Origin of the sequence: Selenomonas sp. GACV-9 (genome assembly GCA_900116485.1) — a bacterium.
Classification (GTDB): domain Bacteria; phylum Bacillota; class Negativicutes; order Selenomonadales; family Selenomonadaceae; genus Selenomonas_A; species Selenomonas_A ruminantium_G.
In genome coordinates this window covers 39,399-56,875 of record FPAX01000011.1, presented here as the reverse complement: position 1 = coordinate 56,875, position 17,477 = coordinate 39,399, and the positions used below count along the sequence as shown (strand labels likewise).

The following is a 17,477-nucleotide window of genomic DNA, read 5'->3' as shown; positions in this document are numbered from 1 at the left end:
GGCCTGCCCGGCGCATGTAACTAAATACGTACTTAAACACCAGCGCGGGTCATTTAGCGGAGCGGAGAAAAAGTGCACCCACCCTCACCCAAGCTGAGATGTATCAAGCTTATTGTAATCTAGTACTAACAGACAAACTGCAATTTTATAAAAAACCGCTGGCTCTTTTCCAAGCCAGCGGACTCTCATTGCTGCTATATTCCTTTTTCCTCAGAATCCTGCCGTTTTATTTTCCACCATACGGAAGAGTTCGGAGTTCTCCGGGATATCGGTATAGTTATGGATGGCGCGATGCAGCCCCTCACGCTGGATGCCCTGCTGCACTTCCTGTGCCTCCTTGTCCCCTGCGTAGTCAAAGTGGAAGGCTGCGCCGATGACCGTCGCCAAGGCCGAGGGTTTCTGCCCCTGCGCTAAAAGCTGCGACGCCGGGCTCACAAGACGATCCTTGGCGCCGAGCTTGCGCTTGGGCCCGCGGGCAACCCGCGTGACCTCGTCAGAAAGATGAGGATTGCGGAAACGCCGCTCCGTTGTCTCGATATACTGCTTATGCGTTTCAGGATTGAACCCAAACTTCTTGATGAGCAGGCTGCCGGTCTCTGCCCATACCTGACGGGCCATGTCGACGATGCTCTTATCCTGCATGGCCGTGTAGATATCCTTGATGCCTTTGCGATAAGCAAGATATGCAATCGATGCATGCCCCGTGTTGACTGTGAACAGCTTGCGCTCGATATAGGCCTCGAGATTCTCCACCCAGGTAAGCCCCTCAATCGCCGGCGGTTCTCCCTTGGCCTGGGTCACATCGGCATCCCATTCGGCATAGGGCTCGACCTTCACAAGCAACGGATCTTCATTTTTCTGCAAGGGGACGATGCGATCGACAGCAGCATCCGGAAAGCCGATCCAGGCATCACACATCGCCCGTTCCTCCGGCGTAAGGTGCTCGTAGACATAGCTTTTGAGCAGCGACGAGCCGCCCACCATATTCTCACAGGCAATGATATTGAGTGGTGCCTGGGTGCGTTTCAAGCGGCGTGCCAAGCCCTTGGCCAGATTCGGCGCAATGAATTTCAGGATATTGGGCCCGATGGCTGTCGTGATGATATCGGCCTGCTCGATAGCCTGCATGAGTTCCTCAGGGTTTTCTGCGCTGTTGATAGCCCTCACATGCTCCACATGAATCTTCTGCGGCTCATCCCCGACGATTTCGATATCATATCCTCGGCGCTCATTGATAAGGTCAACGAGCTCTTTGTTCACATCGACAAATGCCACCTCATAACCAGAACGGACCAGCAGCTCGCCGATAAATCCTCTGCCGATATTGCCAGCGCCAAAATGTACTGCCTGTTTCATCTTGAATTCCTCCATAAAAAAAGTCCCCTCTCCGTCAGCAGAAAAGCCATGGGCTTTCCAAGCTGACGAAAAAGGGACATGTCAGTGTTCGTATTTATTTATGCCAGCGCAAAGCGCTCATAAAGAACTTTAGGGTCTTTCGTATGATAGAGTGTATCGAGCTCAGCCTCCGAGCACTCATCCATCGTTGCGGCAATGTTTGCCAGGATGGATAAGTGGTCGTTGTCCTTGCCAGCGATGCCGACCAGCAGATAGGCCGTATCCTTGCCGAACTTGATGCCTTGGGGATACTGCAGGACGACGATGCCTGACTCGCGGATCGAATCCTTGACACTGTTCTCGCCATGCGGGATGGCGATGCCGCGCCCGACGTAGGTGCTGATGTCCTTCTCGCGGTTCAGCATGCCTTCGATGTAGGGCTCATCGACATAACCAGCAGCAGCCAATGCCTCGCCGGCCTGCCGGATAGCCTCTTCCTTGGTAACGCTGGTGAGCCCGAGCTGGATGTTCGTCATATCGAGGATATGGCGCTCCTTGGCACCATGCTGCCCAGCTACCATCACGCCAGCTGATACTGCACTCTGCGCCTTTTTTTCCGTCAAGCGGGCCATTACTTGCTCAAACACATCATTCTGGGTGAAGTTGCGGACAAAGATATGCTCTGCCTGCGGCGAATCCTCCACGGCCCGCTGTGCCAGTTTCTCATGCGTGACCACAAGCTGCGCATCCTTCGGGATGCTGCCAATGGCGGCGTTGGTAACCGAGATATTATCATAGCCGGCCTTGCGGAGTTTCTTGCGCAGGCTGGCTGCCCCCAGGGCACTAGACCCCATGCCGGCATCGCAGGCATAGACGATGGTGCGCAGCTCAGCGCCGCTTACCTTGACCTCCGTTACCAGGCCGCGATTCTTCAAAGCGGCCATACCAGCCTTTGCCTCTTCGAGGGAATCATCGCTCTCTTCGCTGGCCGAAGCCTTGACGAATACCGATGCCACCGCACAGGATACCGTCGTGGCTACCAGGAAGTCAGCGATATTCGCCAGGAATGCCCCCTTCGGCGTCATGGCCAGCACTGCAAGGATCGATCCCGGCGATGCCGGTGCAATGAGGCCGCCGCCCAGGAACTGCAGCGTGGCGACACCGGCCATGCCGCCAGCGATGACTGCCAGCAGCAGCACAGGTTTCATGAGCACATACGGGAAATAGATCTCATGGATGCCGCCCAGTACATGGATGATGATAGCACCCGGCGTCGAATCCTTGGCCATCCCCTTGCCGAAGAACCAGTAAGCCAGCAGGACACCAAGGCCTGGGCCAGGATTAGCCTCCAGCAGGAAGAACATCGACTTGCCGAACTCCTCGGCCTGCTGAATGCCCAGCGGCGACAGGACACCGTGATTGATGGCATTGTTGAGGAACAGGATCTTCGCCGGTTCGATGATGATCGATGCCAGCGGCAACAGTCCCACAGCGACAATGCCCTCAACACCTGCACGCAGGACGCCATTGGCAGCCAGCACCACTGGTCCGACACCGACGAAGGCCAGTACCGCAAGAATACCGCCGATGATGCCGGCTGAGAAATTGTTCACCAGCATCTCAAAGCCCGTAGGAATCTGATCCTCGATTGCCTTGTCGAACTTCTTGATGACGAAACCACCGAGCGGTCCCATGATCATGGCCCCAAGGAACATCGGGATGTCCGCACCCGCGATGACTCCCGAGGTAGCAATGGCGCCGAGAACGCCACCGCGATGACCATAGACCGCCGCACCACCGCTATAGCCTAGCAGCAGTGGGATGAGCCACTTGCTCATGGGGCCGCCCACCTGGGCAAGGTATTCATTCGGCAGCCAGCCGGTCGGAATGAACAGGGCTGTCAATAAGCCCCAGGCAATGAATGCTCCGATATTCGGCAGCACCATCCCCGATAGGAAACGTCCGAATTTCTGCATGACTTCTTGGAAGCCACGTTTTGAGCTCTTGTTATTGCTCATGGATTATCCCCCCAATAATTCCCGATATTTCTTTGCATGGAACTCACGGAATATATGCGTGAGCTCGTCTTTTATCAGTTGCTGATTCCCTTCGTGCAGGACCTCGATAAGACCCCAGCGCTCCAAAAGGATCGACGATATATGACCGATGGTCTCGAGTTCATAGCAGCTGCCCTGCTCCGGCGCCAGCATGACGATTGCCGTCCTTATCTTCTCCGTCGGGTCAGCCGGATACAGGAACCAGCTGCCGAGATGGACGATACCGAACTGCAAATGCGTGACAACAGCACTGCGGCAATGCAGCAGGATCATGTTACTGCCAGTAATCGCGGTACTCCCCTGATCTTCGCGAGTCAGCAGTGCCCTGCAGATGCCATCAGCCTGGCGCTCATCGCGCCCCACCATCCTGCCGATATCAGCAGCCACCTCCTGGACAGTCATTGACTTGTCATCTTCCCAGAAAAAGAAGTTGTCCAGCAGGCTGAGGATAGCAGCATCGTAGGCCTGCATGATGCGCAGCGCCGCCGCAAAATCCGGCTTAGCCTTGTCCTTGCCAGCTGCCCGCGATTCCACCTGGGCCTCCTCGCATTGCAGCAGCATCTGGTCCACCCTTTGCTGATCCTCTTTAGATAGCAGAGCACTTACCACAGCCACGGGCAGCGGCACGTGCGGGATTGGCACAGTGGCCACGATGAATTCCGCCTCATGACTGGCAAAATACTCAGGCGTCAGCTGCAGCGTCGACACCTGGTCGGCAATGACCAGATTGTCATACTGTTGCCGCAGGCGGCTGGCCAGCAGCCGGCTCGTGCCCATCCCCGTCGGGCAGGCAACGATGACCGTATGCTCCAGCTTCTGCAGCATATTGCTGTCAGTAAGTGCCGCGCTAAGATGCATGGCGATAAAAGCGATCTCAGATTCGGGAAAGGTAAGCTCCAGCTCCTTTTCCACCTCGTGCACGCTTTTTTTCGCCAGCTGCATGAGCTCAGGAAACTTCACCTTCATCTCATCAAGCAGCGGATTGCGGATATCCATCTGCATCTGCAGGCGGCTTATCGACGGGCCAAGATGATTGACAAGACCAGTGAGCAGCTCCGGATTGCGGTACAGGCTCGTGCCTGTCTCCTCCTCAGCGGCCTTCATGATGGCCTTGGCCAGACGCACCAGATGAAAGTTATCCAGTACAGCCCCTGCCGCCTCATTTTCCCGATAGCGGCTGCGCGCCCCTAAAAGATGCATCGTGATGTACCCGATCTCATCTTCGGTGATTGGCAGCTCAAACTCCTTGGCGATCTCGGCCGCAATATGCCCGGCCGTCCTGAATTCCTGTTTCTGCTTCAGCTCCGCCAGGAATCCCGGCCGGATATGGATGCGCTCCTGCTTGCGGATGCGCTGGACAGCCAGCGCCAGATGCACCGTCAGGCCGATGAAGGCCTGATCGGACATCCTTGTCCCGAGCTCTTTTTCCGCCTGACGGATCAAGCGCTCCAGACGATGGATGATTTCCTTGTCCACCAAGTCCAGCAGATAGCCTGCTGCCTGATTGACTTTTTCCTGCTCGTCCGCGAGATTCGCATGGACCAGCGTCAACAACTCATTTTCTTCAATATTGTCATAAATGTATGCGACGATTGCCTGCCGGATACTCTGCTCCTCGCCCTCGACGTAGACACCCAGCCCCGGCTTGCGTACAAGCTGCAGCCCATGTCCCTTAAACCAGCCTTCCAGCTTGTCCAGGTCGTTGCTGATGGTACTGTCTGTCACTCCGAGAAGTGATGATAAGGCAAAGAGCTTTACCGGCTCATGACTTGGCAGCAGACGGCTCACGATAATCGATTGCCGCTCCTGCGGTGTATAATTGTGGTCATTCACCTGCCCTAAAGATTCCTTCAAAGACGTCCTGGCCGCTTCGGCACCAGCTATGGCAAATCCCGCCCCTTTCTTCTTATTGAGGGCGAGCCCATATCTTTCCAATGCCCCGGCCACCTCCGGCAGTTCACGCGAAATAGTCTTCGCACTGACACCGAGAGTTTCCGCCATCTCAGCTGCCGTCGTGAAGGAATCCTGTCCCTCGACGAGCAGCTTGAGAATTGCTGCGGTACGTTCTTTTACATTCATCCTGCTGCCTCCTATGATCACTCAGAAGCGAGTAGTGTCCGAAACAAGATTTCTTTCTTCTTGTTTCGATGTTTTTATTATAACGTCCGGCTGCAAACCGCACAAGTCAAAGACATTCACCATTGTCCAATACAAAATGGGACAAAATTGGAGAGCCTTATCTATCAGGCTCTCCACAAACATCCATATAAGAAACTTTATGTATCAGACCTTGCCACCGGCCGCCCGCACGATGGCCTCGGCCACTTCTTTGATGCTCAGCCGTTTCATCATCGCATAGCGCTGGATCCGCCGATAGGCCTCCTGCTCACTGAGCTTATGGGCCGCCATCAGTATCCCCTTTGCCCGGTCGACCACCTTGCGCGTCTCCAGCGAATCCTTGAGCTTGTCGAGCTCCTGCTCCATGCCCTGCATCTCCTCCCAACGGGAAAGTGCGATCTCCATAGCCGGAAACAGATTGCTTTCCTGCACAGGCTTGACGAGATAGCCAAGCACCCCCGAGTCCTTGGCCTTCTCGACGATGTCAGCCTGACTGAAAGCCGTGAGCAGCAGCACCGGTGCCAGCTTCTCATCGGCAATCTTGCGCGCTGCCGTGATGCCATCCATCTCGGGCATCTTGATATCCATGATGACAAGATCCGGACGGTGCATGCGCGTGAGTTCCACGGCCTTGCGTCCGTTGATGGCCTCACCGACCACCTCATGCCCGGCATCTTCGAGCATCTCTCTAAGGTCCAGACGAATAATCGACTCATTGTCAGCGATGACGAGCCGCAGTGATTTCTTTTTCATTCCAATCATTCCTCCAGGCTTTGTACCACTTCACTTGTGATTTCCTGCTCCGGCTTGGGCAGGCGAATATAGGCATGGGTGCCGCAGCCGCTGCCACGCGCATCATTTTCCAGCGCAAAGGTTCCCTCAAGATCGCCCTCCACAAGGGTGCGGACAATCGATAGACCCAATGACCGAGTGCGCCGCAGGGAAAAATCCTCCGGCAGGCCGCAGCCATCATCATAAAGATCCAGATGCCAATGGTCGCTGTCCTCGCGAACAGATAAACCGATAAGTCCAGACTGCCGTCCCTCAAAAGCATGCTCCATGGCGTTGAGCACCAGCTCATTGAGCACCAGGGCCAGCGAACTTGCGTATTTTGACGGCAGGACCACATCCGGCCCCGTATACTCCGTGCGGATCAGGAACTCACTGTCGGCCATATTGCGGCCGACGAGGTCGAAGATCTGCTGCATGACCTGCTGAACGTTTATGGCCTCCTCGCCCTGCTGCGACAGGAATTCATGCACGACCGAAATCGATAGGACACGATTGACACTTTCCTGCAAAGCGCACTTTACCTCTTCAGATTGGCTGCGCCTTGCCTGCAGCCGCAAAAGGCTCGCGATGGTCTGCAGGTTGTTCTTGACGCGATGATGGATCTCCTGGATTACCGCCGACTTGATGCGGATTTCCTTATCCTTGGCCCGGATCTCCGTCACATCGGCCAAGATGACGATGCGTCGGACCAGCTGCCCCCCCTCCTGCAGGTCGATCTGACGGCGGATCAGCGTGAGATCACCGGCCACAAGCTCCTTCTGCCAAGGGCGCTCACGCTCCATCGTCTCCCGCCGGACATGACGCGTCAGCTGCCGGTCGAACAGATGACAACCACGCAGGCTGCCAACGCCTAACACGCGGTAGATGCGCTGGGCAGCCGCATTGGCAAACACGATGCGGCTGAACTGATCCGTTATCAGGATGCCGTCACTCGCCGATAGCGGCTGATACTGCTGTTCTTCCACATTCTTACGGGCATTGTTCAGTACATCGACTGCCGTTGCCAGCAAGCACGGGTAGCCATCGATCTGCAGCCGGTCGCCATCCACCTCGAAGCTGATTACGCCGATGACCTTCGTGCCATCATGAATCGCATAGGTGTACATATCGATGAGGGAACCATATGTCCACTCGCGCTTGCCCTTGCCCGGAAGTCCTGTCGCCAGCGTATCCTGGACCAACGGTTCCTCAATGGCTGGCTGCAGCCTGCCATACTCCGACTCCCGCTTGGACATATAGATGGTATGCGGCCGCTCCTGTGCAATGATCAGCAGGCGGCCTGCCGCCTTTGCCGGCACATATACCTTGAGCTGTCCATGCACCAGATCGGCCAAAAACGGGAATACCGTCCGCATGCGCTCCAGCAAGCCAATCTCCCGCACCGAAAGATTCGTCTGCTGCCGGCAAAGTTCTGACATATTCATCGACAAACAACTCCCATCCTTTGCACTTTCAAACAAGATTTCCTAGAAAAAAAGAGACTGCTCCCGTGTTCGTCTCACCGTTGAGCAATCTCTTCTCCTAATTATACACTTATTCTTCTTTATCTTCCAGTCCCAATCCCGGCACTGCATTGAGATACAGGTCGCTGAAGCGTCCCGAAAGTGACTGGTAATAGCCGCGGCAGCCGATCATGGCCGCATTATCCGTGCAAAGGATCTTGCTCGGATACAAGAATCTCACACCGCGTTTTTCCGCCTCTTCGCGCAGTCTGGCCTCCAGGCCGCTGTTTGCGGCCACGCCACCAGCCAGCACAAGGGTATCGCGGCCGGCTTCTTCGACAGCCTGGAACGCCTTGGCCACCAGCACCTCGATGACGGAGCGCTGGAAGGACGCCGCAATATCTGGCTTGTTGAGCTCATGGCCCTTCATCTTCTCACTGTTGATGTAGTTGAGTACCGCCGACTTGAGCCCGCTGAAACTGAACTCATAGTTGCCCTTTTCGTTGAGCGCCTGCGGGAAATCGATAGCCAGAGGATTGCCCTCCTTCGCCAGCGCATCGATGCGCGGGCCGCCCGGATAAGGCAGTCCCATGACACGGGCAATCTTGTCAAAGGCCTCACCAGCCGCATCGTCGCGTGTCTGTCCCATCATATGGAAGTGATTGTAGCCACGCACATCGACCAATGCCGTATGGCCGCCCGATACGACCAGCGCCATGAAGGGCGGCTCCAGATCTGGCGACGACAGGAAATTCGCAAAGATATGGCCCTCCAGATGGTTGACCCCGATAAGCGGCACCCCCAGCGAAAACGCCAGCGACTTGGCCGCCGATACGCCAACCAGCAGCGCACCAACCAAGCCTGGACCATAGGTAACAGCCACCTGATCGATGTCGGCAAGCTGGACACCTGCCTCCTGCAGGCACTCATCAATGACCGGCATGATGTTGACGATATGCTTGCGCGATGCGATTTCCGGCACGACACCACCGAACTTCTGATGGACGGGTATCTGCGTCGAGATGATATTGGAAAGTATCGTACGGCCGCCGCGGAGCACGGCTGCCGATGTCTCATCGCAGCTCGACTCAATCGCCAGCGTCAACAATTCCTCTTTGTTTTCCTTCTCCATAAATACTCTCCATCCATCAAAGTCTTGTATTCCACATGATGATCGCATCTTCGCCATCATCCTGATAATAATGCGGCCGTCTGCCTGCATCCTTGAACCCATAACGAGCATAAAGTGCCCTTGCCGGTGCATTGGACGGACGTACTTCCAGTGTCATCGCAGTCACGCCCTTGGCCTTGACCGCCTCGATGATGGCTCCGAACAATTTCGTACCAATGCCCTGGCCACGATATTCCGGCAGGATGGCTACATTGGTGATCTGGCATTCCTCAAAGGAAATCCAGCAGCCAGCATAGCCAATCACGCGCTCGCCATCGAGCGCCAAAAGATACAGCGTATTCTCATTAGCTGCCTCTTTCCAAAAGGAATCCCGCGACCACGGAATCGAAAAGCAGGCCTTCTCTACGACTTCTACATCATCGGCATCCTCTGGTGCCATCTCGCGAAAATTCAGCTCTTTTACTTCCATCACATGGCCTCCGTCGGCAAAGTCTTCTGCGCTGTTTCCGGATGACGCTTCTCCCAAAGCACCTCTGCCTCACTGCGGCGGATATAGACAGGCTCCAGGTTCATGATATTATCGGTATGGCCTGCTGCCAGCTCATCAAGGCCGAGCATCGCCACACAGGCAGCCCGCGGCATCAAAAGATGAGCTGGTGCCGCCGTAACCCCTGACGGCAGTTCCAGCTTATTTGCGATCCTCTTCTGCACCACATCGCCGAGCAGCACCACAGGCTCATCCAGCTGGCCGCACCACTCGATGATCTCGCTGACCGGCGCCACCTTCACAGCATCGACAGTCAGCAGTTCCCCTTGATTCCAACGATAAGTCTCCACATAGGCATTGCCCTTCTGGGCATCCAGCAGACAGACGATACGGACACCTGCCACCGGATAATGGTAAGCCAGTGCCTTGAGCGTCGACACGCCGACCAACGGCAAGGAAAGCGCATACGACATCGCTTTGGCGGCCGCAAGGCCAATGCGCAGTCCCGTAAAGGAACCAGGGCCGATGCTTACCGCAATACCTTCTAATTTATCCTTGGGAACAGCGGCCATCTTCAACACCTGCTCGATATGCGGCATAAGTGTCTCCGAATGTGTAAGTTTTGCCTGCATCGTCAGCTCTGCCGACAATTTCCCCGATGCTGCCACAGCCACGCTCGATACCTGCGTTGCCGTATCAATGGCTAGTATGGACAAATGATTCCAACTCCTTTATGAATTCCTGATTCCTCTCACCGACACTTGAGAAGGTCAATCGCCGTCCTTCCTCCGTAACGCCGGTCCGCTGAATGCATACCTTCACATAATCCTCTGGCAATGACTCTGGGAATTTATCCGGCCATTCAATGACCACGATTCCCTCTGGCTCCTCCGTGTACTCATAAAAGCCAATGTCATCCAGTTCTGCTTCTGTTTCCAGCCGGTAAAGATCAAAATGGTAGATGCGGCAAATCCCTTCATATACATTCATCAGATTGAATGTGGGGCTTGTCACCTCTCCCTCGACGCCCAGCGTCCGCGCAAGGCTCTGCACAAACAAAGTCTTGCCAGCCCCCAGGTCGCCCTCCAGGCAAAGCACGGTTCCCTCCCGGATCTTCTGACCCACCAGCTCGGCTAGGTGTACAGTTTCCTCGGGAGAATTCGTCATACAGGTAAACATTTGTTATTTACTCTCCTATATAAATCGTGTTTGAAAAACATCATTCAAATCCTTATTATAGCACGAAGCAGACGGCTGGTAAACCGTTCCCGCTCTCCTCTAATCAATAATTATTATTTGTTGATATTTTATTTTGAAATAATAAGATATTCGACGATATAGTGATATATAAAGAGAATACCAACGATAATCTTTATTCATCACAATATTTGCCTATTCCTATTTCCCGCCAAAAGGCATATAATTGAAGCATACCAAGTGAGTTACACCAATAACAAATGATTATTGGTTTATGTGTATGATTTCTAGGAGGTCATTTATTATGAAAAAATTCGTTTGCACCGTCTGTGGTTATGTCTATGAGGGCGAGAGCGCTCCTGAGCAGTGCCCGATCTGTAAGGCTCCTGCCAGCAAGTTCGTTGAGCAGAGCGGCGAGATGACGTATGCTGATGAGCATCATGTCGGCACGGCAAAAGATGTCGATCCGCGCATCATCGAGGGTCTCCGCCAGAACTTCACAGGCGAGTGCTCCGAGGTCGGCATGTACCTCGCTATGTCGCGTCAGGCTGACCGCGAAGGTTATCCGGAGATTGCCGAAGCCTTCAAACGCTATGCGTTCGAAGAAGCTGAGCATGCAGCAAAATTTGCTGAGCTGCTCGGCGAAGTCCTGACCAACAGCACGAAGAAGAACCTTACCATGCGCATCGATGCCGAGCATGGCGCTTGCGCTGGCAAGAAAGAGCTGGCAACACTTGCTAAGCAGCTGAACCTCGACGCCGTCCATGACACGGTTCATGAGATGGCTAAGGACGAAGCTCGTCATGGCCGTGGTTTCAAGGGTCTGTTCGACCGTTACTTCGGCGAATAATCTTCAGCGTTTCCAATCCAATTCAACATAAACGGCAGAAAGGCCTGCATCCCTTGCGGATGCAGGCCTTTCTGTCTTGCTGTATATCCTTCACATCAAATGATCTTCGTCGACCATTTCTCGATATTCCAGACCGAATCAACGATATCTTCATAGAAATCCGGCTCATGGGAAACGAGCAGGACCGTGCCCTTGTATTCCTTGATGGCCCGCTTGAGTTCCTTCTTAGCCTCCACGTCGAGGTGATTTGTCGGCTCGTCCAGTACCAGCAGGTTCACCGGTTTCTGCATGATCTTGCAGAGCCTGACCTTGGCAGCCTCGCCACCGGAAAGTGCCAGCATCTTCGTCGTGATGTGCTCATTGGTCAGGCCGCAGGCAGCCAGGGCTGCGCGAACCTCGAAATTGCTCATGCCCGGATATTCCTGCCAGAGTTCCTCCAACGCTGTATTCTGATTGCCAGCCGCACTCTCCTGCTCAAAATATCCCGGCGATACGAACTCGCCCAGCTCCACCTTGCCAGAAATCGGCGGAATCATGCCGAGCATGGTCTTCAACAAAGTCGACTTGCCCAGGCCATTGGTGCCGCAGATAGCAATCTTCTTATTGCGCTCCACCTGGATGTCGACAGGATTCGTCAGCGGCATATCATAGCCAAGCACCAAACGCTTGCCCTCGATGACAAACCGCGATGGCGTGCGGTCAGACTGGAAATGGAAATGCGGTTTCGGTTTCTCCTGGCGCTTCGTCAGCACCTCCATCTTGTCCAGGCGCTTCTGGCGGCTGTTGGCCATACCGCGCGTGGCCACACGGGCCTTGTTGCGCTGGATGAAATCCTGCTCCTTCTTGATTTCTGCCTGCTGGCGCTCATAGGCAGCCTCTTCCTGGCGGCGTTTGAGGGCCGCCATCTCCTCGAATTTCTCATAGCTGCCCGTATAGCGGTCAAGGCTCAGGTTATCCACATGGTAGATGACATTCGTGACCGCATTGAGGAACGGCACATCATGGGAAACGAGGATGAACGCATTCTCATAGTTCTGCAGATACGTGGTCAGCCACTGGATATGCTCAGCATCGAGGTAATTTGTCGGCTCATCGAGAATCAGGATCTCCGGATTCTGCAGCAGGAGTTTCGTCAGCAATACCTTCGTGCGCTGGCCACCTGAAAGCTCGTCAACCTTGCGGTCAAGGCCGATATCGCGGAGTCCGAGACCGCCAGATACCTCCTCGATGCGCGCATCGATGGTATAGTAGCTGCCAGCCTCAAGCATATCCTGGATATCGCCCACATCCTTCATGAGCTGATCGACTTCCTCCGGCGTCGCGTCGCCCATCTTGTCATAGGCCGCGAGCATTTCCTGCTCAGCCTTGACCATATCATCAAAGGCTGTGCGCAATACATCGCGAATGGTCATGCCCGCCTGCAGCACAGCATGCTGGTCGAGATAGCCGACCTTGACACGCTTCGCCCACTCGATCGTACCGGCATCTGGTGTCAGCTGCCCCGTGATGATTGACAGGAACGTCGATTTACCCTCACCATTGGCGCCCACCAGCGCAACATGCTCGCCCTTCAGCAGGCGGAAACTCACATCCTCAAAGATTTCCCGTCCACCGTAGCTATGGGATAAATGAGATACGTTCAAAATGCTCATGTATTACTTCCTTTCATGCCAGCCTAGCTATCCTGATTGAAAAAAAGTGATCCAGCCGAAGCTGAATCACTTTAACGATCATATAATGGTCGGAACGACGGGATTTGAACCCACGACCTCTTCCACCCCAAGGAAGCGCGCTACCAAACTGCGCTACGTCCCGAACAAAATATATTATACGGTATTTTCTTTTATTTGTAAAGACTTATCCGCACATCGTATCAATGTTATTATAAGATCTATCTTTTTCTATATACCAGCAGTTCGGGATTCTTCCCTCCTTCTTCATAAGTGCAGACCAGCAGGAACTCCTTGTCTGCCAGTACCCCAAAGCACCGACTGCTGCCAGCCGCACCTGGCAGTTGATTTCCCCAGTAGGTTTTATCATCATCCAGGAATTTCACCCGTTCGCCGCTGGGCAAGCCATAGGCCAGATTCACATAGCTTCCCACCAGCGGATGCACTGCCTCCACTTTTGGCATTCCCTCGATGGAAAGCCCATTCAACTCTTCTACCAAGCGGTCTTTGAATGCGGCAAGCCCGCCGCCATCGCAAAACTCCTCATGCCGCCGCCAGTAAGCGAGTGTCGGCAGTTTCTCTTCCATATACTCTCTGGCCTGCTGCTCCGAAAAGCCTTGTTTCCTAAGTTCCCCGACACAGACCGCCAATAGCTCTTCCTTATTGCTATAAGTGAAGATCCCATCCGCATAGCACCATTTGCAATAGTCTTCATTGAGTGACCCATCTTTGTTCCTGCCAATCAGCGGATCCTCCAACGGCATCCCGCAACATTGGCAGATCAGCTTGCGGGGCGATCCCAGCAGGGTATTGATTGAAACATCAAACACCTGGGATAACCGCTTCAATGTTTCGGTATTGGGAACTGTTTCGCCCTGCTCCCACCGGGATACTGCCTGCCTGGTCACGAAAATCTTCTGCGCCAACTCTTCTTGCGAAAGGCCTGCCTTGTTCCGCAGTGCTAAAATCACCTCATGCGTTTTCATGTTTCATCCCTCCACTTTCATTATAAAACAGGCGGCCGCAGATTTCACGCAACTGCTGGTTGCCATAGCCCCAGGAGCCAGTTCCTGAAAACAAAAACAGCAGGAATCCCTCCTGCTGGATTCCTGCTGTCTTTTCTTTATGGATTATTCAAACTCAATCGTTGCTGGCGGTTTGCCCGTGCAGTCGTACATGACGCGATTGACGCCTTTTACCTCATTGACGATACGGGTCGTGGTCTTCTGCAGGACTTCCCAAGGAAGCTGCGCACTCTCTGCTGTCATGAAGTCGCTGGTCATGACAGCACGCAGGGCAATGGCGTAATCATAGGTACGGCCGTCGCCCATGACACCGACGCTGCGCATGTTCGTAAGGGCGGCAAAATACTGGCCGAGATTCTTGTCAGCACCAGCCTTGGCCACCTCTTCGCGATAGATGGCATCAGCCTCCTGGACAATCTTGACCTTCTCTTCCGTTACCTCGCCGATGATGCGGATGCCAAGGCCCGGACCTGGGAAGGGCTGACGGTTGACGAGATACTCGGGAATGCCGAGCTCGCGGCCAGCCGCACGAACCTCATCCTTGAACAGCAGGCGCAGCGGCTCGACGATTTCCTTGAAATCGACGAAGTCCGGCAGGCCGCCCACGTTATGATGGGATTTGATGACTGCCGATTTTCCCAGGCCGCTCTCGATGACATCAGGATAGATCGTACCCTGTACGAGATAATCAACAGCGCCGATCTTCTTGGCCTCTTCCTCGAATACGCGGATGAACTCCTCGCCGATGATCTTGCGCTTCTGCTCTGGCTCCGTGACACCAGCCAGTTTCGCATAGAAACGATCCTTGGCATTGACACGGATGAAGTTGACATCATAGGAACCATTCGGTCCGAATACCGCCTCAACCTGATCGCCTTCATCCTTGCGCAGCAGGCCATGGTCGACGAATACGCAGGTCAGCTGCTTGCCGATGGCCTTGGAGAGCAGGACTGCAGCCACCGAGGAATCAACGCCGCCGGACAGGGCGCAAAGAGCACGGCCGCTGCCGATTTTTGCTTTGAGCTCTTCCACCGTTCTCTTGACGAAGGAATCCATCTTCCACTCGCCAGCACAGCCACAGACTTCGTAAACGAAGTTCTTGAGCATCGTCTTGCCCTGAACCGTATGCATGACTTCCGGATGGAACTGCGTGGCATAGAGATTCTTAGCCGCATTTTCCATGGCAGCCACCGGGCAAACCGGCGTGGAAGCCGTCACCGTGAAACCTGCCGGAGCCTCGGCGATATAGTCGGTATGGCTCATCCAGCAAATCGTCTTCTCATCTACACCCTGGAAGAGTTTCGAGCCCTGCTCATCAATCGTGACTTCTGTCTTGCCGTATTCACTCGTCGGTGCCGTAGCGACCTTGCCGCCCAGCAGATGCGACATGAGCTGGGAACCATAGCAGATTCCCATGACCGGAATGCCGAGCTCAAAGAGCTCCGGGCTGCAGCTGGCCGAATCCTCTTTGTAGACGCTGTTCGGGCCGCCGGTCAGGATGATGCCCTTCGGTGCCATCTCACGAATCTTGTCCAGGCTCAGCGTATGCGGATGAACCTCGCAATAGACATGGTTCTCACGGACACGGCGCGCAATCAGCTGGTTGTACTGACCACCAAAATCCAGAACCAGAATCATTTCATTGGCAGGCTTGCTCAAAATTTGTTCCTCCTCTAAGTACATTGACGTGTAAAGCTTTTTAACGATTATATCATAAGCGCCTGTATTTTAAAAGCCTTGCGCGCTTTCAAAACGCACAAGGCTCCCATTCAATATTGATTTTCTTCGCCCTGGCAGAATTCCGTCACAGCCGCCCGGATGGCTGAAGAATCAAAGCCCTTGCCATAAAGGTTAGCCATCATCTTCTGCCGGTCAGCCGACGGCTTGAACTTGAGAGCCAGCACGCGCAGTGCTGCGGCCTTTTCCCGCTCAAATGTGTCTGAGGGAATGCAGTCCTTCACCAGGGACGATTCAAAACCACGCTGCATAAGCTTGACGCAGATCTGCCGCACGGAACTGCGGCTCTCATGATAGAGGAACTCAAACTGACGGGCACAGGCATCTGCATCGTTCAGGTAATGCATCTCCACGAGGCGGTCGATTGCCTGCTGCACCTCCACTTCCGCATAGCCCTTGCGCAAAAGCTTTTCCCGCAGTTTCTTTTCGCTATGCTCCTGCCGGGCCAGCAAATCGACGGCCGTCATCAAAGCCGTCTTCTTCGGCTTGCGTGGCCGGCGCGCTGACTCCTCCGTCATATCATCCTCTGACCGCTGATATTTCCACATAGGTGATTATGCCTCTGTTTCAGGTTCCGTATCAGCGGGGGCCTGTTCGCCAGCAATCTCCTCAGTCGCCAGCAGTTTGGCACGGATCTTGGCCTCGATCTCAGCGCAGAGCTCCGGCTGATCCTTGAGAGCCTGCTTGGCATTTTCCTTGCCCTGTCCCAGGCGTGTGCCCTCATACGAGAACCAGGCACCGCTCTTGTCGACGATGTCCATCTCGACGCCCATATCGATGATGCTCGACATCTTCGACACGCCTTCGCCATACATGATATCGAACTCAGCCATCTTGAACGGCGGTGCTACCTTATTCTTGACCACCTTGATACGCGTGCGGTTGCCGATGACATCCTGTCCCTGCGTGATCTTGTCGATCTTGCGCACGTCAAGACGTACCGACGAATAGAACTTGAGCGCACGGCCGCCCGTCGTCGTCTCAGGGTTGCCGAACATGACACCGACCTTCTCGCGGATCTGGTTGATGAAGATGGCCACCGTCTGGCTCTTGCTGATGATACCCGTGAGCTTGCGCATGGCCTGGCTCATGAGACGCGCATGCAGGCCGACATGGCTGTCGCCCATCTCACCCTCGATCTCTGCCTTCGGTACCAGAGCTGCTACCGAGTCAACGACGATGATATCGATGGCACCGCTGCGCACCAGCGCATCAACGATATCGAGAGCCTGCTCACCAGTGTCCGGCTGCGAAATCAGCAGGTCATCGATGTTGACACCGAGCTTGGCCGCATAGACAGGGTCGAGTGCATGCTCCGCATCGATGAAGGCCGCAATGCCGCCGGCCTTCTGCGCCTCAGCGATCATGTGCAGCGTGACCGTGGTCTTACCAGAAGACTCCGGGCCATAGACCTCGATGATACGGCCGCGGGGCACACCGCCAACGCCCAGGGCAATATCGAGAGGCAGGATGCCCGTCGATATGACCTCCACGTTCATATTCGCCTTGGCATCGCCGAGACGCATGATCGAGCCTTTGCCGAAATCCTTCTCAATCTGTTTCAATGCGCTGGCCAAGGCCTCTTTCTTATCCGTTGCCATTCTTAATAACAGCTCCTTTCGAACTCACGATTTT

15 protein-coding genes and 1 tRNA gene are annotated in these 17,477 nt (G+C 54.6%); 1 reads left to right on the top strand and 15 read right to left on the bottom strand.

Annotation, left to right across the window (positions count from 1 at the left end):
- Positions 1-210: 210 nt before the first annotated feature.
- The 9 genes from BM322_RS09715 to tsaE form a co-directional block, all read right to left on the bottom strand.
- A complete protein-coding gene (locus BM322_RS09715; RefSeq protein WP_075430021.1) occupies positions 211-1,356 on the bottom strand; it encodes a mannitol-1-phosphate 5-dehydrogenase in 1,146 nt (381 codons plus the stop codon).
- A 98-nt stretch (positions 1,357-1,454) separates the two neighbouring features.
- Complete coding sequence (locus tag BM322_RS09710; RefSeq protein WP_075429999.1) at positions 1,455-3,353, bottom strand: PTS mannitol transporter subunit IICBA; 1,899 nt, start codon at positions 3,351-3,353, stop codon at positions 1,455-1,457.
- Between the two features lie 3 nt (positions 3,354-3,356).
- Positions 3,357-5,471 (bottom strand): BglG family transcription antiterminator, encoded by a 2,115-nt coding sequence (locus BM322_RS09705; protein WP_075429998.1) that lies wholly within the window; start codon positions 5,469-5,471, stop codon positions 3,357-3,359.
- A 204-nt stretch (positions 5,472-5,675) separates the two neighbouring features.
- Positions 5,676-6,263, bottom strand: coding sequence for an ANTAR domain-containing response regulator (locus BM322_RS09700; protein WP_075429997.1), 588 nt, complete (start codon positions 6,261-6,263; stop codon positions 5,676-5,678).
- 5 nt (positions 6,264-6,268) lie between these two features.
- Positions 6,269-7,726, bottom strand: a complete 1,458-nt coding sequence (locus BM322_RS09695) for a sensor histidine kinase (RefSeq protein ID WP_075429995.1) — start codon at positions 7,724-7,726, stop codon at positions 6,269-6,271.
- A 109-nt stretch (positions 7,727-7,835) separates the two neighbouring features.
- Positions 7,836-8,876: a tRNA (adenosine(37)-N6)-threonylcarbamoyltransferase complex transferase subunit TsaD gene (tsaD, locus tag BM322_RS09690; RefSeq protein WP_075429993.1), complete on the bottom strand. Its 1,041-nt coding sequence runs from the start codon at positions 8,874-8,876 to the stop codon at positions 7,836-7,838.
- Positions 8,877-8,892: 16 nt separating this feature from the next.
- Positions 8,893-9,345: a ribosomal protein S18-alanine N-acetyltransferase gene (rimI, locus tag BM322_RS09685; RefSeq protein ID WP_075429991.1), complete on the bottom strand. Its 453-nt coding sequence runs from the start codon at positions 9,343-9,345 to the stop codon at positions 8,893-8,895.
- A complete protein-coding gene (tsaB, locus tag BM322_RS09680; RefSeq protein ID WP_075429989.1) occupies positions 9,345-10,079 on the bottom strand; it encodes a tRNA (adenosine(37)-N6)-threonylcarbamoyltransferase complex dimerization subunit type 1 TsaB in 735 nt (244 codons plus the stop codon). The genes rimI and tsaB overlap by 1 nt, the downstream gene beginning before the upstream one ends.
- Positions 10,060-10,542: a tRNA (adenosine(37)-N6)-threonylcarbamoyltransferase complex ATPase subunit type 1 TsaE gene (gene tsaE / locus BM322_RS09675; protein WP_075429987.1), complete on the bottom strand. Its 483-nt coding sequence runs from the start codon at positions 10,540-10,542 to the stop codon at positions 10,060-10,062. Before tsaE ends, tsaB begins: the two co-directional genes overlap by 20 nt.
- Positions 10,543-10,864: 322 nt before the next feature.
- Between tsaE and BM322_RS09670 the strand changes: the two genes are divergently transcribed.
- Positions 10,865-11,410, top strand: coding sequence for an NADH peroxidase (locus tag BM322_RS09670; protein WP_075429985.1), 546 nt, complete (start codon positions 10,865-10,867; stop codon positions 11,408-11,410).
- Between the two features lie 95 nt (positions 11,411-11,505).
- Here the strand turns inward: BM322_RS09670 and BM322_RS09665 are convergent, their stop codons facing one another.
- From BM322_RS09665 to recA, 6 genes are all read right to left on the bottom strand, one after another.
- Positions 11,506-13,062 carry an ABC-F family ATP-binding cassette domain-containing protein gene (locus BM322_RS09665; RefSeq protein WP_075429983.1) on the bottom strand — a complete coding sequence of 519 codons (1,557 nt, stop codon included), beginning with the start codon at positions 13,060-13,062 and terminating at the stop codon, positions 11,506-11,508.
- An 86-nt stretch (positions 13,063-13,148) separates the two neighbouring features.
- Positions 13,149-13,225 (bottom strand) — tRNA-Pro (locus BM322_RS09660).
- 76 nt (positions 13,226-13,301) lie between these two features.
- Positions 13,302-14,066, bottom strand: a complete 765-nt coding sequence (locus BM322_RS09655; protein ID WP_075429981.1) for a zinc ribbon domain-containing protein — start codon at positions 14,064-14,066, stop codon at positions 13,302-13,304.
- A 144-nt stretch (positions 14,067-14,210) separates the two neighbouring features.
- Positions 14,211-15,788, bottom strand: a complete 1,578-nt coding sequence (guaA, locus tag BM322_RS09650) for a glutamine-hydrolyzing GMP synthase (protein WP_075429979.1) — start codon at positions 15,786-15,788, stop codon at positions 14,211-14,213.
- Between the two features lie 86 nt (positions 15,789-15,874).
- The gene (locus tag BM322_RS09645) at positions 15,875-16,390 is read right to left on the bottom strand and encodes a regulatory protein RecX (RefSeq protein WP_407047832.1); all 516 of its coding nucleotides are present in this window, start codon (positions 16,388-16,390) and stop codon (positions 15,875-15,877) included.
- Positions 16,391-16,396: 6 nt separating this feature from the next.
- Positions 16,397-17,443 (bottom strand): recombinase RecA, encoded by a 1,047-nt coding sequence (recA, locus tag BM322_RS09640; RefSeq protein ID WP_075429978.1) that lies wholly within the window; start codon positions 17,441-17,443, stop codon positions 16,397-16,399.
- Between the last annotated feature and the right edge of the window lie 34 nt (positions 17,444-17,477).